The following is a 19,405-nucleotide window of genomic DNA, read 5'->3' as shown; positions in this document are numbered from 1 at the left end:
CTATGCTTGTTTTTCGGATGCTGTAGAGGTTATGGGTTAAACGGAGCGACAAATGAGTTCAAAAATTTTTTGCAAAAGCTGGGGGGCTGAATATATCGCCGCTGATGTTGTCCGCTTTCGTCTTTGGGCCACCGGTCAGCAAAAGGTTATGCTCAGGCTTGCGGGTAAAGACCAGGAAATGCAGGCGAGCGGTGACGGCTGGTTTACGCTGGACGTCTCCGGGGTGACGCCAGGTACGGAGTATAACTTTGTACTCAGCGATGGCATGGTGGTCCCCGATCCGGCTTCCCGCGCCCAAAAAACTGACGTCAACGGTCCGTCATATGTGGTTGATCCAGGCAGCTACGCGTGGCGCAACACCGGGTGGAAAGGTAGCCGTTGGGAGCAGGCCGTGGTGTACGAGATGCATACAGGCACGTTCACTCCGGAAGGCACCTTCCGCGCCGCAATAGCGAAGCTGCCTTATCTCGCTGAACTCGGCGTTACCGTTATTGAAGTGATGCCCGTTGCGCAATTTGGCGGCGAGCGCGGCTGGGGCTATGACGGCGTACTGCTTTACGCGCCGCATTCTGCCTATGGGACGCCGGATGATTTCAAAGCGTTTATTGACGCCGCGCATGGGTATGGTCTTTCCGTCGTCCTGGATATTGTGCTGAACCATTTCGGCCCGGAAGGAAATTATTTACCGCTATTGGCACCGGCGTTTTTCCACAAAGAGCGCATGACGCCGTGGGGAAATGGTATCGCCTATGATGTCGACGCCGTGCGGCGCTATATCATCGAGGCGCCGTTATACTGGCTGACAGAATACCATCTCGACGGCTTACGCTTTGACGCTATCGATCAGATTGAGGACAGTAGCGCCAGGCATGTGCTGGTTGAAATCGCACAACGTATTCGGGAAGACATTACCGACAGACCCATTCATCTGACCACCGAAGATAGCCGCAATATTATTTCTCTGCATCCCCGAGATCAGGATGGCAATGCGCCGCTGTTTACCGCCGAATGGAATGACGATTTTCATAATGCCGTCCACGTTTTTGCGACCGGAGAGACCCAGGCCTACTACAACGATTTTGCTGATACCCCGGAAAAACACCTCGCGAGAGCGCTGGCCGAAGGATTCGCTTATCAGGGAGAAATTTCCCCCCAAACCGGCGAACCTCGCGGCGTAAAAAGTACCGGACAACCCCCGGTCGCCTTTGTGGATTTTATTCAGAACCACGATCAGGTCGGTAACCGCGCCCAGGGCGACAGACTGATAACCCTGGCGGGTGCTGAACGAACAAAAGTATTGCTCGCCACGTTGCTGCTTTCACCGCATATTCCGCTGCTTTTTATGGGCGAAGAGTATGGCGAAAGCCGTCCTTTTCTTTTTTTTACCGATTTCCATGGGGATTTAGCCCGCGCCGTTCGTGAAGGTCGCGCAAAAGAGTTTGCCGATCATGCAGGGGAAAATGTTCCGGACCCGAATGCGCCAGAGACCTTTCAACGCTCAAAACTTAACTGGAAGCAACAGCACAGTGAAGAGGGTAAAGCGTGGCTGGCGTTTACCCGCGAACTACTGCTTTTGCGCCAGAAGCATATCGTGCCGCTGCTGTCCGCTGCCCGTGAGAGCTCAGGAACGGTATTGCAAACCGCGCCCGGATTTATTGCCGTTAGCTGGCGTTTACCGGGAGGAACACTGTCACTGGCGCTGAATATTAGCGCCACGACGGTATTGCTGCCCGATTTACCGGGTAAGACCCTCTTCGCCTGGCCGAATGAATCCACCGGGTCGCTTTCCCAACATTCTCTTATTGTCCGCTTAGCCCAGGGAGAGTCTGCATCATGATCCCAACTGCAACGTATCGCCTTCAGTTTCGCAATGGCATGACTTTCGATCGCGCTGCGGCGCTGGTGCCTTACCTTAAAAATCTGGGTATCAGCCATCTTTATGCCTCACCCATCTTTACCGCCACCAAAGCGTCAACGCATGGTTATGATGTCACCGATGCGAATGAGATTGAGCCTTCTATTGGCGGGCGTGAAGGATTTGAAAGACTGGTGGCCGAACTTAAAGCGCAAGGGCTGGGATTGATCATCGATATTGTGCCTAATCACATGGCCAGCTCGCTGGAAAACGCCTGGTGGCGCGACGTGCTTGAATATGGCAAGGAGAGCCGTTACGCGCGCCATTTCGATATTGACTGGTCGCGCCGACTGACGCTGCCTTTTTTAGGCGACACGTTTGACGCCGTGCTGGAAAACGGAGAAATTGCGATCAAGCCCGATCCCGCTACGGGTAAACCCACGTTCGCCTATTATGATAACTATTATCCGCTTGCGCCGGCGACGTGGCAGGGGCGCGAGGCCGAAATACTGGCGCTTACCGATAAAGCCGCTATTGCTGATTTGCATGAGCGCCAGCCGTGGAAATTAATGTCCTGGCGCGATGCCGCTCGCTCGCTTTCATATCGGCGTTTCTTTGAGGTCACAGGGCTGGTAGGAATGCGGGTGGAAGATAAAACCGTCTTCGACGATACACATCGGCTGATTCTGGAGCTGGTCAGAACGGGGGCGGTTGACGGTTTACGTATCGATCATATCGACGGCCTTGCCGATCCGAAAGCCTATCTTGCGCGTTTACGTCAGGAAGTGGGGCCGGCGTGCTATATCACCGTGGAAAAAATTCTCGCTAAAGGCGAGCAACTTCCTGATGACTGGCCGGTTTCCGGCACCACAGGCTATGAATTTATCGCCTCGCTGGCGGAGGTGCTGGTTGACGATGAGCAGATAGACAATCTGCGCCAGGCTTACGAGACCGTTAAAGGCGCGCCAGTGGATATGCGGGCGGAATTACGGGCGGCTAAATTGCTGATGGTCGATCGCAATTTCGAGGGGGAATTTACCCGGCTGCTCGCGCTTGCGCTGTCGATTGCCAGCGAGCTACAGATCGCACAGGAAGAGAGCGTCGTTCGGCAGGCGTTACGCGAGTTATTAATTGCCTTTCCCGTATATCGCACTTACGGCACGGCAGAAGGGCTACCGCCGACCGATATTTGCCTGTTACACCGTATTGTGGAACGGGTAAAGACGCTTGAAAATCCTCCGCAGCCAGAAGCGCTTACATTTCTGAGCCGTCTTCTTACCGGCGATGTTCCCACCTCCAGCCAGGAGGAGGCGACACAGTTTCGCGTTCGGTTCCAACAACTCACCGGTCCGCTGATGGCGAAATCGGTAGAGGATACGCTTTTCTTTCGTCAAAACATGGGACTGGCGTTAAATGAAGTCGGCGCCGAGCCCGTCACGCATCACTTCTCCATTGAACGCTTTCACCATGAGATGAAAACCCGACAGGCGCGACAGCCTGATGCGTTATCCGGTACGTCGACCCACGATACCAAGCGAGGCGAGGATGCGCGAGCACGGCTGTATACGCTTACCGAAGCGCCGGAGCAGTGGAGCGAATGCCTTGCCCGCTGGCGGCAGATGAACCAGACCCATGTCAAATTTTTGAATGATGGCACTGCGCCAAAATCGGCGGATACGTGGATGCTATATCAGGCGCTGACCGGCGTCTGGCCCCCGACGCTACAACCACAGGACGAAACAGGTTTAAACGCGCTGAAAACACGCTTTGAAGCCTTTGTGGAGAAAGCGCTACGCGAAGCGAAGCTACGTACCGATTGGGTGGACAGTAATGAGGCTTACGAAACGGCAATGCTTGATTACGCCCGTTATTTACTGGCACCGGATAATCAGACATTTTTGCAGGATTTTTATCGTTCCTTGCAACCCTTCATCCGCGCAGGGCTGGTTAACAGCCTGACGCAGACCGTTATCAAATTAACCGCGCCGGGAGTACCTGATATCTATCAGGGAAGCGAGGCGTTGAATTTTAGTCTTGTCGATCCCGACAACCGCCGCGAACCGGATTTCGCCACGCTGGCGCAGCAGTTAGACCAACTGACGCCGGGAGTTTTCTCGCGCGAAGAGAGTTGGCTGAACGGGCAGGTAAATCAGTATGTCACCGCCGCCTTACTGCGTCTGCGTCAGCAGAATCATGAGCTCTTCCGTTTTGGCGACTATATACCGCTGCGGGCTGTTGGTCAGCGTGCCGACAAGGTCATCGCTTACGCCAGAGTCAATCATGATGATGCGCTGATTGTTGTTGCGCCCCGACTGGTGTTCGCCGAATGTGACGGCTTATTGTCACAATCGCATAGCGGTTTCTGGGCAGGAACAGACATTATTATACCCGGACAGCTTAATCAGCATCATTATCGCAATGTGCTTACCCAGGAGAGGTTAATGCCTGGTGAACGCCTGTCGTTGGCCTCACATCAGGGCGGCGTACTGGTTTTAATGAGCGACTGAGTTTATGTGTTGATGTGCCGTGACAGGACAACGTTTACCGTGGGTGGAGAAAGAGAATGACAACAAACAGGGCTTTTGAAATCAGATCAGGATACAACCATACGCTTGGCGCAAATTATGACGGCGAAGGCGTGAATTTCGCTATTTTTTCCGCCCATGCGGAACGCGTCGAGCTTTGTCTTTACGATCCGAGCGGGGAGCATGAAATCGCTCGTCTGGAGTTACCGGAATATACCGACGAAATATGGCACGGCTATGTCCCGAAGTTGCAGCCCGGCGCGCTGTATGGGTACCGCGTTTACGGTCCTTATGACCCGGAAAATGGTCATCGTTTTAACCCCAATAAGCTGCTTATTGACCCTTATGCCCGTGAGCTGGTGGGCGATATTCAGTGGAACGATGCGCATTTCGCGTATCAATTACTTCATGACGATAAAGATTTGACCTTTGATGACCAGGATAGCGCGCCATTTACGCCTAAATGCCGGGTGATTGATCCGGCTGAGGCTAACTGGGAGGATAGACAACGGCCCTCCATACCGTGGTCGAACGCCATTATTTATGAAACGCATGTAAAAGGCTTTACCCAGCTTAATTCCGCGATCCCTGAGCCTCTACGCGGTACGTTTGAGGGCATGGGGCATAAAGCCAGCGTGGATTACATTAAAAGTCTGGGGATTACCTCCGTCGAGCTTTTACCCGTTCACTGGTTCCCGGACGATCAGCATCTGCTCGATAAAGGACTGAAAAATTTCTGGGGATACAACTCGCTGGGCTTTTTTGCGCCGGCGACGCGCTACTATGGTCCAAAAGGTATTCAGGGATTCCGCGATATGGTGCGCGCTTTCCATGATGCCGGCATCGAAGTGATACTGGATGTGGTCTATAACCATACGGCAGAAGGGAATGAACTTGGCCCCACGCTGTCATTCAAAGGTATCGATAACTTCTCTTACTATCGCACCATGCCCGATCAGCATCGCTATTACATTAACGATACAGGGACAGGTAATACTGTCAATACCTCTCATCCACGGGTACTGCAAATGGTGATGGATTCGCTTCGCTATTGGGCGGAGTCAATGCATGTCGACGGCTTTCGTTTTGATTTGGGCACCATTCTTGGTCGTGAGCCGGAAGGCTTTGATCAGAGAGGCGGCTTTTTTGATGCGGTAACGCAAGACCCGGTGCTGGCAAAACTGAAACTGATTGGCGAACCCTGGGATATCGGACCGGGCGGCTATCAGGTTGGCGGTTTTCCACCAGGGTGGGGCGAATGGAATGATAAATACCGCGATACGGTACGCGAATACTGGAAAGGTGACAACGTCACAAATGATTTCGCCGCGCGCCTGCTGGGTTCCGGCGATCTCTATGATTTGCGCGGCCGTCGCCCATGGTCAAGCGTTAACTTTATTACTGCCCATGACGGCTTCACGCTGAACGATCTGGTGTCTTATAACGACAAACATAATGAAGCCAATGGCGAAGATAATAATGACGGGCATAATGATAACCGCTCCTGTAACTATGGCGCAGAAGGGCCAACCGACGACGAAGGCATCAATGCGATACGCGAGCAACAGAAACGCAATTTCCTGACCACCTTGCTTTTCTCGCACGGCACGCCGATGTTATTAGCGGGCGATGAGTTTGGCCGCAGTCAGATGGGCAATAATAATGGCTACTGTCAGGATAGTGAAATATCGTGGGTCCACTGGGATAATTTGCCGGAAACCGCCAATGCGCTACGAGAGTTTACCCGTCATCTGATTCAACTGCGCGCCACGCAACCGTTGCTGCGCCGGGAGAGCTGGCGTGACGGTCTGGAGATCCGCTGGTTTAACGCCGGCGGAGGGGCGCAGCAATCCGAACAATGGGATGAGGGATCGACCATAGGCGTATGCATTAGTCGTCCCGATCTCCAGCCGGAAGCGGGGATCTGGCATGACGCCTTACTGCTTTTCAATCCGTTTGAAGGCAGCGTACCGTTCCGTATTCCGATGTGGGGAGAAGGCGGCTGGGTACTTGAACTGACGACTGCCGATAACGCGCAGCAGGGAATGCGGATTACCGAAGAAATGGATTTCGATCTGGCCGGGCGCAGCATCGTATTATTCAGACGCCCCTGATAGTAAAACTGCGCTCCGGACCCAACCGGCCTTGATGGCCGGTTTTTTTACTGGCGCTCAGGCGATATCATGTCGCAGAAATAACACCGTTGTCAGTTTACCGCCCGAAAAATTCATCCGCCTGTTGGTATTCCTTTGATTGTCTTCACCGATATTCGCTTCAGGCCGTCTATTGCCATTTCAAGGTAGGTACGTGGACATCCCAGATTTAAACGGATAAATCCGCTGCCCGCCGGGCCAAAGCCGCTGCCCATTGAAGGAGCAATACCCGCGACATCCGCCATTACCCATTTTAGCTGTTCGTCATCCAGTCCCAGTTTTTTACAATCCATCCATAATAAATAGGTTCCCTGCGCCGGGACAATTCTTGCCCAGGGAAGGTGCTCTGTCGCCTGTTCAACAAACCAGCGGCGGTTTTCCGCCAGGTAATCCAGTAGCGAATCCAGCCACTGTCTGCTTTCATTCCATGCGGTAGTCGCCGCCTGAACGGAGAGGGCGTTAAAGACGTCCAGCCCATGAGCGTCCAGACGAGACAGGAATCGCTGGCGAAGCGTAGGATCGGGAATGAGAAAATTAGAAATTCGCAACGACGATAAGCCAAACGTTTTGCTGGCCGCAGTGGCGGAGATGACCCGTTTATGCCAGCGCTCCCCTAAATGCAGTACCGAGGTAAAGGTTTCGCCGGGCAGCAATAGATCGGCCCATATTTCATCCGAGATGAGAGTGACATCATAAGCTTCACATAATAAAAGCAGTTGCTCCAGCTCGTTGGCCGACCAGCAACGCCCGGTTGGATTATGTGGATTACACAAAATCATCAGCGGAGGGCGCTCATGGCGAAACAGCCTTTCCAGTTGGCAAAAATCCATCTGGTAGCCGTCGTCCGGCGACTCGCTAAGGGGATTCTCCAGCAGTTTTCTACCATTAAGCGTGATTATTTTGGCGAAGGAGCCATAGTATGGTCCCTGTACCACTACGCCGTCGCCTGGATGCGTCAACATTTGCACCAAGAGCGCCAACCCTGGTACGACGCCTTCCACGCTGCATACCCATTCCTGTTTTAACGTGAGCTGGTGGCGTGACGAAAACCAGTGAAGCAGGGCGTTAAAATAGGCCTCATCACGTTCGCTATAGCCAAATACGCCGTGCTCGATTCGCTGATGCAATGCCGCCTGAACCTCAGGCGGGCAGGCAAAATCGAAATCAGAAACCCACATCGGCAGCAGTTTCCCAGCGCCGTCGCCAAAGTGACGCTCAATAAAATCCCACTTTACCGAACCAGTATTGTTGCGATTGATAATCTGGTTAAAATCCATCTTGTTTCCTTATTATTTCGTCACTGACGTTTGCGGCGACTTTTCTGAAGCGGAGGCAGTTCTGGCAATACCAACTCCGCTAAAACCATAAATTAATGCGAAGAAGATCGCCGCATAGCACTGGATAGCCCAGGGCAGAAGATCAAGCGTGCTAACGCCCAGCGTGGTTGCCATGTAGACGCCAGCCGAGGTCCACGGCAGGAGAGGTTCGATAACGGTACCGGCATCTTCTATCGTCCGTGAAAGGTTTTTAGTATCCAGCCCCATACGACGATAGGCATCTTTAAACAGTTCGGCGGGAACTAACAATGCCAGTTTACCGTCGCTGGTCGCTCCTGTGACCAAAATTGTGGTGCCGATAGTGGCGGCAATGAGTTGACCAACGCTATGAATAATGGTCAGCAGTCGGTTAATGATGATCGTTAACGCGCCGGTTAACGTTAGCGCTCCGGCAAATGAAAAAGCGCAGAAAACTAACAGTATTGTTCCCATCATCGAGAACATTCCGCCCCGGTTTAGCAGTCGCGGAACATCGGCCACGACACCTTCTGCGCCTTGTGGGAACATGGCGATATCAAATCCATCAATGAAAGCGTCCAGTCCCTGTTTGATGCTCAGTCCCTGCATGATGACGCCGAGGAACAAGGCAAGTACGCAGGCGCTTAACATTAATGGGATGACAGGCTTTTTGCGAATTGCGCCCCACAGTACGATCACCGGCGGCAAAATAAGAACAATATTAAAATGGTATAGCGACTCCAGCGAGTGGATGATGTCCGTAACGCGCTGCGGCGTGGCCACCTCGCCCAGCATATTACTGTGTCCGGCGATAAGATAAACCACGGCGGCAAGCAGGAAACTTGGCAGGGTCGTCCAAAGTAAATGCTGAATATGCTCAAACAGAGTAGTGTCTGCGACAATCGCGGCAAAGTTAGTCGAGTCGGACAACGGTGAGATTTTGTCGCCGAAATAAGCGCCAGAAACAACGGCGCCAGCTGCTGCTGCAAGAGACACGTCCAGCCCGGCGGCAACCCCCATTAACGCAACGCCAACCGTCCCGGCGGACCCCCACGATGTGCCGGTACAGACGGAGACCACGCTGGTTAAAAAGAAGGCTGCAATCAAAATATATTCCGGGCTTATGAGTTTTAGCCCCCAGTACACCATGTAGGGAATGGTGCCGCTAAACATCCAGGTGCCAATCAAACCGCCCACGCAGATCAGGATCATGATAACCGGCATTGCCTTAGCCAGTTTATCCACCACTGAGTTGATGATGTCTTCCCAACAGTATCCTTGCCACCATGCAATGCCTGCCGCTACCGCCGCAGAGCACAGAAGGAGCGGTTCGATACGTAGCCCCATGATGCCGTAACCGATAATCAACAATAACAACATGGAGATGACTGGGATTAGCGCTAAACCCAATGACAGCGTTTTCTTCTTGTTTTGTGATGCACTCATAATGGAGCTCCGGTCAGTAAGGTAGCTCAAGGGTAGGGGGATACGCTTCTCACTACTGTGATCCATTACTTTCGTCCATGTAACCGATTACATGAGAAGGGTTAATTTGATAGTCATCACAGTTTTTACTGTTGACGACGCATTCATCGTGAAAAATAGGGCGCGACAGAATCGCGGATCACCAGTTCGGCATTGAAATGATTGCTGCTGGGCGGCGGCGTAATGCCCTGGTATAACTGTATCGCCAGTTGCGCGGCACAACGCGCCATTTGTTCGACCGGATAATGCATTGTTGTTAACGCCGGATAAAGATACCGGGCCAGCACCACATCATCAAAGCCGACAATAGAGAGCTGTTGCGGAAGCTGAACGCCGCGTTGATGAAGAATACGCATAATGCCAGCGGCCATCACATCGTTAAACGTGACCGCTGCCGTAAGGGGAAGCCCGCTATTAATAAGTTGATGCGCGGCCCGCTCGCCGCCTTCTTCGTTAAACGGAACGCTAATCACCCAGCGAGGGTCTGGAGAAATACCATATTCTTCCAGCGCCTCACGGTAACCATCAAGGCGTTCCTGACGATCAATAATTGGCAAGTCAGATGTCACACAGGCAATGCGCCGATGCCCGTTCGCCAGGAGATATCGGGTCGCTTCCCTGGCGGCGCTGCGATTTTCCAGCCAGATACACCGGTTGGCCATACCGGCGATATAACGATTAACAACAACCAGCGCTGGAAAGTGGGCTGCGTAGCGCAGCAGCTCTTTATCCGGTAATCGGCTGGCGTGTACAACAATAGCCTCACAACCTTGATTAACCAGAAAATCCAGTCCCGCTTTTTCCATTTCTTCGTCGTGGCCGCCGCTACATACCATCAAGCGATACTGCTGCTTACGAGAAACATCTTCTACGCCGCGAGCAAGGCGGGCAAAAAAAGGATCAGCCAGATTGCCGGTTAACAATCCGAGCATATCGCCGCTGCGTTTCGCCAGCGCGATAGCGGCGGCATTCCGGCGATAATTGAGATCGCGCATGGCTTTCTCTACACGTTCGCGCGTGACGGGTTCAACCCACGCGGTCTGGTTAATGACGCGTGATACAGTCGCGGTTGATACACCGGCCATGGATGCAACATCCTTTATTGTCGCCATGTTAAGCTCATATTTGTTCGTTTAAAGGGTATCAAAGCCATTGATTATCATGTTACGTGGAAATCAGTGCAATCACTGCGGCGCAGCCTGAATTTTTATAAAAATTTTTAAAATCATCCTAAATCCTGGTAACTGCAAATTTTAGTAGCTACCTCAATGAGTTATTGACCACTGAATTTTCTACGATAACATGACTAACAATATACACATGATAAGAACCACTACACTGGGAAATCGTTGAGTGGTGGTTCGGAGATAGATGATGAGTAGTATTACAAAAAGCATACAGAATGAATATGTTTTATTGATGGAAAACGCTTTTTCTGAAAAATATAAATATGCATTTAGAAATTTAGAACTGAAAGAATTACGTAGATTCATCCTGAAAGAGCTAATTAGCTCTCCCGAGTTAGATAATCAACTTACAAACCTAATGGTGTTGCTAAATAAATTTTGGGATACTCACGCCGCGGCGCTTATAACAGAAGTGCGGGCGTCTAAAAGCTATCGATTATTACTTCCAATTCAACGATTTGGTTATAACATATCTAATCATCTTAGATCACTGGGGATTTATTTTGATAGCATCATAATGGTTGATCCATTACACTTTCCTTCTCTTAGCTCTCTGCATTCATTTTTGTCATTGCCACCAGATAATAGTTATGTCCGCATGCGCAGGTTGGTATTACTTGAACATGTTTCCAATCTATTTCGCGCCATCCCATTTATGACTATTGATGATGATTATCCAATTTTTCTAATCGTTCCTGAATTACTGGATTTTGATAAAGAACGCAATCATGAACAATCTGCCGCTTTTCTAAGTCAGCTCTTTTTTAAAGATAGAAAAATGGATTACGCTACTTATTTAGCGTTTCTTGAGCACTTTGGGAGAAATGAAGAAACATTCCAGAAGATCCTAATAAATAAAGAATTATTAAAAAAATTGCTTAATAATTTCAATAACATCGAAAAAGAAGTCTGGGTTTACGATACAGATTTAAAGAGTTTTACAACAAGAGAGGTAGATCTTCTGGATTACGATCTGCCGTCAGCTATAGGAACCTTACTGGGTAAGGTTGAAGGTGCAATTTATGCACAGCGATCAACTCAATTATCGGCAACACTATTAGGCATTGATCCGGTTATTTATAGTAACCATATGTTTTTACATGAATGGACTACGGAGCAGTTAGTTAAGGATTATGGTAAATTAAATCCTCTTTCTTCTGAAGAGCAAGCGATTACAATGGGCCTTTCAGCCGCGGAAGTAAAATTCCTTACTGCGCTTTCCGATCTGGAATTAAAAAAGATTAGAGAAAGAGGTCAACTGGAATCCTTAAGGCATGAACTAAGAATCTCAAGGCATGACTTGCAAGGAAAAACACCAGATCAAATGCAAGATGCGGCAAATAATTTTTCAAAACATTTAATCAATGTGGTCGAAGAGTATGGAAAGTCGCATGAATCAGCCATTAAGAATTCAAAGAAAAAAAAGATCTCATCTGGATTAATTTTTGCAGGAACAGCCACGTTAGGTATAGCTTCACTTGCCATGCCGCAATTGACATTACTTTCAGCAGCAGCAACGGGAATTGGCCTGGCCTTTGGAGGTAAAAGTCTGGCAGATATTTTTAGTGAACATAAAGCACATAAAAATGAAATCCAGATATTAGAAAAAACACCCGTATCGCTTTTGTATGGGGCATATAAAAAGAAATAGTAATACTGTGTATACCGTCTGGTAGCGGAAGTCTGGCATTTGATAGTTTTTGAAGCAATTGTCGTAAAGTTACTCAAACAATCACATTGTTCAGGAAAGCCTATGAGGAGATGGTTGAGAATAGGGGGTCTTCCGCTGATTCCCCGAACTATCCACCAGTTCATGCAAACGCTGTGCTAACTGGCCACTGTTTTTCCCCGGTTGCTGCTTTGACCGTCAGATTTTCCAGTGTATTGTCAGTATCATAACGATCTGGACGCCGGCGAATTATCTGAGGAGTAAAAAACATGGCCGCGTATGACATCGAAAAGACATCGGGCCGCGGGTTCAGATTATCCAGGAGATACACGAATTAATTCTGGCGGGTGAAATCGAAGTCGCCAAAGAAATGCTGCGCACGCTGATTAAAGTCACGTGCGGTTATCCTGCGATTTTTGACGAGGTTCGGCAGGAATGCCAAATCAACAATGCGCATGTTGTCGCCGGATGTGGATCCGTGTGTTAAAGCATTCATGGCCGTTGTCAGAGCTGCGGAACGTCAGTCAGAAAAAGGGAAAAATCCACTGAGTTGAAAACTAACGTGACGAACAGGCCACAATGATGCCTGCGCGGCGTGTGCTGCGTGAAATCGTGTGCAGGATAGCGGTTGCAAATCAGCAGAATTCGCGCAGCGTCACGGCAGGGAAGGGATCAAACTTATGGTCCAGAAGTTTTTTGATATGCACGAATCCAGCCGTTTTAACACGTCTTTTAAAATGCCCTGATGTATTTAACATAATATACATTATGCGCATCAACATTGTAGAGGCTCAATGCTAATGTCTATTTGTGGCTCATATGTCCAGACTATAGTTCTCAGATCTGCATGTCTAGACAACGACTCGCATTTTCCTGATGAGGCGTTTTCTATGGCTATACATGACGCCGGGATGTTCACCGTGAAAAAAATCAACCGCCTCAAAATCCTGCAGGATGTCATCGACAGCAATTTACGTCCCGGTCAGGCTGCTGAGATGCTCAGCATTACGCCACGCCATTGCAGCCGGCTGCTGAAACGTTATCGCCAACTCGGACCACTTGGCATGAACAACCATAGTCGTGGCCGCGCTGGTAACCGTCTGTTGCCAACTTCACTGACAGATCAGGCACTCCGTATAATCCGGGAGCACTACCGTGATTTTGGCCCCACGCTGGCGCGGGAAAAGCTGGAGGAAGTTCACGGTCTGGTTCTTGGCAAGGAAACTATCCGACGCCTCATGATAAAAGCCGGAATCTGGATCCCTCGCAGATAACGCGCGCCGAAAATTCATCAGCCTAGTTACAGGCGGCCTTGTACTGGCGAGCTGATACAAATTGATGGCTGTTAGGTTCTGGACATCTGAACTTAGCCTTGAAAAAACCGTCAGCTGCCCGCATCACTGACCGGGCTGGAGCTGAATCCCCTTCGTGAAGGATGCTTTTATTAGTACTATTAAAGGTGCTATATTTAGTCATCAACCAGGAGGTAAATTATGGCATTTCAAATTTTAACGACTACTGCAGCAAGCATTACAGAACTGAAACGTGATCCAATGGGAACTTTCAATGCCGGAGATGGCGCTCCAGTTGCCATTCTTAACCGCAATGAACCGGCTTTCTACTGTGTGCCTCCGGCACTTTATGCTCATCTTATGGATATTCTTGAGGATGAAGAACTCGGTCGTATTATCGATGAGCGTGCGAATGAACGCGTCATTGAGGTCAACATTGATGACTTATAAGCTGGCATTTAACGAATCAGCACTAAAAGAGTGGAAAAAACTGGGTCATACCATACAGGAACAGTTTAAAAAAAAGCTAAGGGAACGGCTTGAAAACCCTCGGGTTCCGGCTTCTCAATTACATGGAAGAAAGGATCAGTACAAAATTAAGCTGCGTGGTGCAGGATACAGACTGGTGTACAGCGTCGAAGATGAAATTATCACGGTAACTGTCATTGGTGTTGGAAAGCGTGAAAATGATGCCGTCTACAAAATGACACGACACAGAAGCTAATCACTCAGAAAATGCTCTCTTTCCCGTCAAACGATACGACAAACAGGCTCAGTTCTTTTATGTGACGGCACCTTGACATATGCCACGTATATGAAACTATGGCCTACGTTGTGTATGTGACATTCATTTTATTCCCGCCCGAAGTGTTTACGCTATCTGAGGATAACATTATGACGCAACGTATCGCGGTTTTTCCTGCTGACCGCCATTCTCTGTATGAGGAACATGGGTATTCCGCAGCCATCCGTTCTGGTGATTTACTGTTTGTTTCAGGCCAGGTAGGCAGTCACACAGACGGAACGCCGGAGCCTGATTTTCAAAAACAAGTGAGGCTTGCTTTTGAAAACCTGAAAGCAACACTGACTGCAGCAGGATGCACATTCGATGACATAGTGGATGTCACCACCTTCCATACCGATCCAGAGCAACAACTTAACGACGTGATGGCGGTGAAACAGGAGATATTTGCCCATCCCCCTTATCCTAACTGGACCGCTGTTGGCGTTACCTGGCTGGCCGGCTTTGATTTCGAAATAAAGGTTATTGCCCGAATCCCCTGATGCTTATTCTCGGTAAAACCGGTAGCATTATATGTACCGGTTTTATTTTATTCATCCCTGCCCTTCATCCTGTATGATTAACATGCAATCACCAAACATATCGAACTGACATGACTGGATATGTTCTGAGGTATAGGCCTTAATGAGTAGATCAACCCCAGCAAACTGACCAGTTAACACCATATGCGTCGTTTTTGGCTGATGTAAGTTCGTTAGCAGGCAGTCAACCACTTTCAGTTGATAGCCTGGATGTATATAAAGCGCAGTCCAGCCAGAACTTGCTTTGAGGCAATTGTGCTCCCTCGAATACGCGGACTCCAGGCATCGTGTAACGGTAGTTCCTACGGCAAAAATACGTCCGCCATTTTGCTTCGCAGTATTAATGATATCCGCTGTTGCTTGCGGAACCTCGTAGTATTCTTCGTTGATAGTCACTTCCTCTACACATTTTGTTTGTATTTTTCTGTTGGACAACATTTCTGTTGATGCAACATGTAAAGTGATGAAGGATATTAACCCACCTTTATCTTTGATTTTTTGGATAAGATCCCAGGTAAAATGAATGCCGGCAGAAGGTATTTCCAAAGAACCATACTTTTTAGAAAAAACGGAACGGTAAGCATCTGGATATTTATAAAATAGGCTGGAATCCACATACTCATCAAGACGCTCACCATGACTGGCTAAATAGCAAATTAAGGCCTCATGATTTTCTACAACGGCCCGGTACTGGCTCTCCTCGCTAAACCTTTGCTCTATCTTAATGGAAATTTCAGGGTTATCAACCAAATAGAAAACATCATTCGCGTTAAGCCTTTCTTTTAAAAGTCCGGAAATAATTACTCTATTATTTGGTAAAAATCCCTCTAAAACAATTTTAATTAACCTATTCCGTCTTGTTTTACAGATAAACATATGGTTTATTATAGTACTGTCGTTAAAACAGATTACATCACCTTCTTTGATATAATCTGTTACTTTACTAAAGTCTACCTTATGAATTTCCCCTTTACTCCGGTTGAGGACAAGCATTTTACACTTTTCCCTGTATGAATCATTGGCTATCCAATGAGGTCTGAGTGGGATAGTCATCTGATCGGTAATGCGAAAATCATATTTTTCGGTAAGCATATATTTACCCTTTGAAAAACCATTGATACGGCGATTGTTATATAGCCGTATTCTGCAGTATACGTTGGCCTTTCAAAGGGTGAAAATTAACTCGATAAATGTTGTTGTTATATTTACTTTGCTGGCTATTTAATCAATGTCAGATACCGATATTAACCTGGACGATCGGATTTGACCGCCCTTTTCTTTTGCTTATTCCGGTATTGAAGCATCGCTATCCATTGCATCGGCAAACTTTTGCATTAACCGAACAAAGATATCAATTTCATCCTGAGGCCAGTCTTTAAAAACAACGTTGCCCATTTGCTCTCGCGCAGCGTCTATACGCTCCGTCATCGCCTTTCCTGTCCGGGAGATAACGGCCTCGCGTATACGACGATCGATGGCATTATGTTGCCGTATTATCAATCCCAACTTCTCCAGTTTGGCGACCTGTCGGCTTACCGTCGTATAATCACGACCGGCACGTTCGGCTAACTCAACAACGCCAATCGGCCCTAAACGTTCGATACTAATAAGGCTCGAAAATAGCGCGCGATCGAGTTGAATGCCCGCCTCTGCAATTAATTTCTCATCATTACGAGGCCGGTTGAGCGCGCTCACCACGCGAATCAACGCACCGTGAAGCGCCTTCATTTGCTCGGAAATATGTGTATCTTGCACATTTTTATTTTCTGACATAGCATGTCTCCTCTTATGTGCATAATACACATATCGGAGAGACGATGACAAGATACACCACTACAGATGTACTGATCTGCGGCGCTGGCGTTACCGGGCTTACTTTAGCCATCGAACTGGCGCGTCACGGGGTCTCATTTCGCCTGATTGAGAAAAGAACGACGCCTTTTATCGGCTCCCGCGGTAAAGGTATTCAGCCGCGAACGCAAGAAATCTTCGAGGATCTTGGAATACTCAATAAAGTGGTCGCCGCCGGCGGGCTCTATCCCCGACTACGAACCTACCGTCACGACGGAAGCTATGTAGATTCAGATATTGCGCATCATACAAAACCGACCCACGCCGAACCCTACCATCTGCCATTGATGGTTCCACAGAACGTGACAGAAACGATTATGCGAGAGCAATTAAAAGCATGGGGACATCGGGTGGAGTTCGGCTGCGAGTTACGACATTTTGCGCAAACCCCACGCACAGTCACCGCGTATGTTGCCGGGCCGGCTGGAGAAGAGGTCATCATCGCGCATTATTTGATAGGCGCGGATGGCGGCGGAAGCTTTGTCAGAAAAAAATTAGGCGTCAGCTTCCCCGGTCGTACGTTGGGAATCCATGCGCTTGTGGCTGACGCTTCACTTTCCGGTCTGAACCGGGATGTATGGCACCATTTTAACGATGGCGATATGACGCGGATGATAACGATTTGCCCTCTCGCCGGCACGCAGCTCTTTCAAATCCAGGCGTTGTTGGCCCCGGACGACTCGCAGAATTTCTCAGCCGACGTGCTCACGGCTTTTCTTACTGAACGAATCGGGCGGACGGATGTTCGCATCCATTCGATTCCCTGGGTATCGAAGTACCAGATGAATGCGCGCATAGCGGAACATTACCGTGTGGGTAAGGTATTTTTAGCCGGTGATGCCGCTCATGTGCATCCGCCGACGGGTGGGCAAGGATTAAATACCAGCATCCAGGATGCCTATAACCTGGGGTGGAAAATGGCAGCCTCGCTGCGGGGCGCAGGAGAAGAGCTTCTCGATAGCTATGAACAGGAACGCCGCCCGGTAGCCGAATCACTGCTCCACCTTTCGACCCGATTACTTGACTCTCAAAAACAGGGTGGCATCAAACGAGAACGCGACGTTCAACAACTTGACATCCAGTATACCGACTCCCCCTTAGCCCACACGTTGCCCGAACGTCAGCATGGGTTACAAGCGGGAGAAAGAGCTCCGGATGCTCCTCTTTTGGGCGCCGGCGGCCAATCATTACGATTATTTCAGTTACTACAAGGTCCGGACTGGAATCTGTTGGCCTACGAAACCCACGGTAAGGTCATCGATGCGCGGCGAGGACTGCGTATTCATCACATTGGCGAGCAGGACGAGCTCATCGATACCCTGGGGCACTTCCGGGAGTCCTATCAACTGGCGCCGGGTCAATGCGTGCTGATCCGACCCGATGGCTATGTCGGCGCATTCTTTCACGGCAAACAGAGCAACGATATTGAAAATTATCTCTCTCGTTTTGCCATAGGGATTAAAGATGAATACTAATGTCTATGAGAACACCGACAGCGAAACTATCACCCCGCTCAACAAGCGGCGTATTTTGCCTGTTTTCCTGCTTGTCGGCCTTTATGCCGCCAGTACAGCGGCTGTAATGTCGGTACTGCCTTTTTATATCCGCGAGATGGGCGGTTCGCCGCTTATCATTGGAATCATCATCGCCACTGAAGCTTTTAGCCAATTTTGTGCGGCGCCCCTGATTGGCCACCTTTCCGATCGCGTTGGCCGCAAGCGAATATTGATTGTCACGCTGGCTATTGCGGCGATAAGTTTACTATTACTCGCCAACGCGCAATGTATCCTGTTTATCCTGCTCGCCCGCACGCTTTTTGGCATTAGCGCCGGGAATTTGTCAGCCGCCGCAGCCTATATTGCCGATTGTACGCACGTCAGAAATCGGCGTCAGGCAATCGGTATCCTCACAGGCTGCATTGGTTTAGGCGGTATTGTCGGGGCAGGCGTTTCCGGGTGGTTATCGCGTATCAGTCTGAGCGCGCCGATCTACGCCGCCTTTATACTTGTCCTTGGGTCTGCCCTGGTCGCGATTTGGGGGTTAAAAGACCCTTCCACAACATCACGTACCACAGATAAAATAGCGGCGTTCTCTGCCCGCGCTATTTTAAAGATGCCTGTCCTTCGCGTCTTAATCATCGTAATGCTTTGTCATTTCTTCGCCTATGGCATGTACTCTTCACAATTACCTGTTTTTCTTTCTGACACCTTCATCTGGAATGGGCTTCCCTTTGGGCCAAAAGCGTTAAGCTATCTGTTAATGGCGGACGGGGTTATTAATATTTTCGTTCAGCTATTTCTGTTAGGTTGGGTGAGCCAATATTTTTCGGAGCGAAAGCTAATTATCCTCATCTTCGCCCTTCTTTGTACTGGATTTCTCACTGCGGGTATCGCCACGACCATACCTGTGCTTGTTTTTGCTATCGTTTGTATTAGCATCGCTGATGCGCTAGCCAAACCCACTTATCTTGCCGCCTTGTCCGTCCATGTATCGCCTGCCCGACAAGGTATCGTCATCGGAACGGCGCAGGCATTAATCGCAATCGCTGATTTTATATCCCCCGTATTGGGCGGATTTGTCCTGGGTTATGCTCTGTATGGCGTCTGGATCGGTATAGCTATCTCTGTCGCCATTATTGGTCTGGTGACGGCAATGATTTACCTTTCAAAAAGTTCACCGCTAATAGTGAAACCAGAAACAGAATAATGTGACAACGTCACAAACATTATTGTTCCCTTCTTCCCTTATTTATCAAAAGTATTGTACTTAT

Annotated in this window: 15 protein-coding genes and 1 pseudogene; 10 read left to right on the top strand and 6 right to left on the bottom strand. The window is 49.2% G+C overall.

Annotation, left to right across the window (positions count from 1 at the left end; genetic code table 11):
- Positions 1 to 52: 52 nt before the first annotated feature.
- Genes treZ through glgX form a run of 3 tightly spaced genes read left to right on the top strand, consistent with a single transcriptional unit; the run spans position 53 to position 6,494 of the window.
- The gene (gene treZ, locus J4613_RS02525) at positions 53 to 1,837 is read left to right on the top strand and encodes a malto-oligosyltrehalose trehalohydrolase (protein ID WP_111742352.1); all 1,785 of its coding nucleotides are present in this window, start codon (positions 53 to 55) and stop codon (positions 1,835 to 1,837) included.
- On the top strand, positions 1,834 to 4,362 hold the full coding sequence (treY, locus tag J4613_RS02520) for a malto-oligosyltrehalose synthase (protein WP_001618050.1): 2,529 nt from the start codon (positions 1,834 to 1,836) through the stop codon (positions 4,360 to 4,362). The genes treZ and treY overlap by 4 nt, the downstream gene beginning before the upstream one ends.
- A gap of 56 nt (positions 4,363 to 4,418) precedes the next feature.
- Positions 4,419 to 6,494, top strand: coding sequence for a glycogen debranching protein GlgX (glgX, locus tag J4613_RS02515; RefSeq protein WP_000210582.1), 2,076 nt, complete (start codon positions 4,419 to 4,421; stop codon positions 6,492 to 6,494).
- A gap of 113 nt (positions 6,495 to 6,607) precedes the next feature.
- On the opposite strand, the gene J4613_RS02510 is transcribed toward glgX, so the two are convergent.
- From J4613_RS02510 to J4613_RS02500, 3 genes are all read right to left on the bottom strand, one after another.
- Positions 6,608 to 7,810 (bottom strand): MalY/PatB family protein, encoded by a 1,203-nt coding sequence (locus J4613_RS02510; protein WP_000347156.1) that lies wholly within the window; start codon positions 7,808 to 7,810, stop codon positions 6,608 to 6,610.
- Between the two features lie 12 nt (positions 7,811 to 7,822).
- Complete coding sequence (gene nhaC / locus J4613_RS02505; RefSeq protein ID WP_017441347.1) at positions 7,823 to 9,274, bottom strand: Na+/H+ antiporter NhaC; 1,452 nt, start codon at positions 9,272 to 9,274, stop codon at positions 7,823 to 7,825.
- A gap of 143 nt (positions 9,275 to 9,417) precedes the next feature.
- Entirely contained in the window at positions 9,418 to 10,425 is a 1,008-nt protein-coding gene (locus J4613_RS02500; protein ID WP_000201080.1) for a LacI family DNA-binding transcriptional regulator, read from the bottom strand.
- 259 nt (positions 10,426 to 10,684) lie between these two features.
- Here J4613_RS02500 and J4613_RS02495 point away from each other — a divergent pair, with 259 nt between their 5' ends.
- Entirely contained in the window at positions 10,685 to 12,151 is a 1,467-nt protein-coding gene (locus tag J4613_RS02495) for a hypothetical protein (RefSeq protein ID WP_111742353.1), read from the top strand.
- A gap of 352 nt (positions 12,152 to 12,503) precedes the next feature.
- Here J4613_RS02495 and J4613_RS22800 read toward each other — a convergent pair whose 3' ends face one another.
- A complete protein-coding gene (locus J4613_RS22800) occupies positions 12,504 to 12,626 on the bottom strand; it encodes a hypothetical protein (RefSeq protein ID WP_023893411.1) in 123 nt (40 codons plus the stop codon).
- Positions 12,627 to 13,059: 433 nt separating this feature from the next.
- Between J4613_RS22800 and J4613_RS02490 the strand changes: the two are divergent.
- The 4 genes and pseudogenes from J4613_RS02490 to J4613_RS02475 all read left to right on the top strand — a co-directional run.
- Positions 13,060 to 13,515: pseudogene (locus J4613_RS02490) on the top strand (helix-turn-helix domain-containing protein); the annotation flags it as partial.
- Positions 13,516 to 13,662: 147 nt separating this feature from the next.
- A complete protein-coding gene (locus J4613_RS02485; protein WP_000885424.1) occupies positions 13,663 to 13,911 on the top strand; it encodes a type II toxin-antitoxin system Phd/YefM family antitoxin in 249 nt (82 codons plus the stop codon).
- The gene (locus J4613_RS02480) at positions 13,901 to 14,185 is read left to right on the top strand and encodes a type II toxin-antitoxin system RelE/ParE family toxin (protein WP_000221343.1); all 285 of its coding nucleotides are present in this window, start codon (positions 13,901 to 13,903) and stop codon (positions 14,183 to 14,185) included. Before J4613_RS02485 ends, J4613_RS02480 begins: the two co-directional genes overlap by 11 nt.
- 170 nt (positions 14,186 to 14,355) lie before the next feature.
- A complete protein-coding gene (locus J4613_RS02475; RefSeq protein ID WP_000194089.1) occupies positions 14,356 to 14,745 on the top strand; it encodes a RidA family protein in 390 nt (129 codons plus the stop codon).
- Positions 14,746 to 14,796: 51 nt separating this feature from the next.
- On the opposite strand, the gene J4613_RS02470 is transcribed toward J4613_RS02475, so the two are convergent.
- Positions 14,797 to 15,876, bottom strand: a complete 1,080-nt coding sequence (locus J4613_RS02470; RefSeq protein ID WP_017465711.1) for an S-adenosylmethionine:tRNA ribosyltransferase-isomerase — start codon at positions 15,874 to 15,876, stop codon at positions 14,797 to 14,799.
- Between the two features lie 192 nt (positions 15,877 to 16,068).
- On the bottom strand, positions 16,069 to 16,557 hold the full coding sequence (locus tag J4613_RS02465) for a MarR family winged helix-turn-helix transcriptional regulator (RefSeq protein ID WP_017465710.1): 489 nt from the start codon (positions 16,555 to 16,557) through the stop codon (positions 16,069 to 16,071).
- 44 nt (positions 16,558 to 16,601) lie between these two features.
- Here J4613_RS02465 and J4613_RS02460 point away from each other — a divergent pair, with 44 nt between their 5' ends.
- Positions 16,602 to 18,110, top strand: coding sequence for an FAD-dependent oxidoreductase (locus tag J4613_RS02460; protein ID WP_111742354.1), 1,509 nt, complete (start codon positions 16,602 to 16,604; stop codon positions 18,108 to 18,110).
- A complete protein-coding gene (locus tag J4613_RS02455; protein WP_001095737.1) occupies positions 18,100 to 19,341 on the top strand; it encodes an MFS transporter in 1,242 nt (413 codons plus the stop codon). Before J4613_RS02460 ends, J4613_RS02455 begins: the two co-directional genes overlap by 11 nt.
- The last annotated feature ends 64 nt before the right edge of the window (positions 19,342 to 19,405 follow it).

This window comes from Salmonella sp. 32020114201800008SM (assembly GCF_017572025.1).
GTDB classification, from domain to species: Bacteria; Pseudomonadota; Gammaproteobacteria; order Enterobacterales; family Enterobacteriaceae; genus Salmonella; species Salmonella enterica.
The sequence above is the reverse complement of the archived record's forward strand: the minus strand, read 5'-3'. Positions and strand labels throughout refer to the sequence as shown.

Excerpts from the sequence above, each read along its gene's own strand:
- treZ (WP_111742352.1), top strand. The coding sequence starts at position 53 with ATGAGTTCAAAAATTTTTTGCAAAAGCTGGGGGGCTGAATATATCGCC.
- treY (WP_001618050.1), top strand. The coding sequence starts at position 1,834 with ATGATCCCAACTGCAACGTATCGCCTTCAGTTTCGCAATGGCATGACT.
- glgX (WP_000210582.1), top strand. The coding sequence starts at position 4,419 with ATGACAACAAACAGGGCTTTTGAAATCAGATCAGGATACAACCATACG.
- J4613_RS02510 (WP_000347156.1), bottom strand. The coding sequence starts at position 7,810 with ATGGATTTTAACCAGATTATCAATCGCAACAATACTGGTTCGGTAAAG.
- nhaC (WP_017441347.1), bottom strand. The coding sequence starts at position 9,274 with ATGAGTGCATCACAAAACAAGAAGAAAACGCTGTCATTGGGTTTAGCG.
- J4613_RS02500 (WP_000201080.1), bottom strand. The coding sequence starts at position 10,425 with ATGGCGACAATAAAGGATGTTGCATCCATGGCCGGTGTATCAACCGCG.
- J4613_RS02495 (WP_111742353.1), top strand. The coding sequence starts at position 10,685 with ATGATGAGTAGTATTACAAAAAGCATACAGAATGAATATGTTTTATTG.
- J4613_RS22800 (WP_023893411.1), bottom strand. The coding sequence starts at position 12,626 with ATGCGCATTGTTGATTTGGCATTCCTGCCGAACCTCGTCAAAAATCGC.
- J4613_RS02485 (WP_000885424.1), top strand. The coding sequence starts at position 13,663 with ATGGCATTTCAAATTTTAACGACTACTGCAGCAAGCATTACAGAACTG.
- J4613_RS02480 (WP_000221343.1), top strand. The coding sequence starts at position 13,901 with ATGACTTATAAGCTGGCATTTAACGAATCAGCACTAAAAGAGTGGAAA.
- J4613_RS02475 (WP_000194089.1), top strand. The coding sequence starts at position 14,356 with ATGACGCAACGTATCGCGGTTTTTCCTGCTGACCGCCATTCTCTGTAT.
- J4613_RS02470 (WP_017465711.1), bottom strand. The coding sequence starts at position 15,876 with ATGCTTACCGAAAAATATGATTTTCGCATTACCGATCAGATGACTATC.
- J4613_RS02465 (WP_017465710.1), bottom strand. The coding sequence starts at position 16,557 with ATGTCAGAAAATAAAAATGTGCAAGATACACATATTTCCGAGCAAATG.
- J4613_RS02460 (WP_111742354.1), top strand. The coding sequence starts at position 16,602 with ATGACAAGATACACCACTACAGATGTACTGATCTGCGGCGCTGGCGTT.
- J4613_RS02455 (WP_001095737.1), top strand. The coding sequence starts at position 18,100 with ATGAATACTAATGTCTATGAGAACACCGACAGCGAAACTATCACCCCG.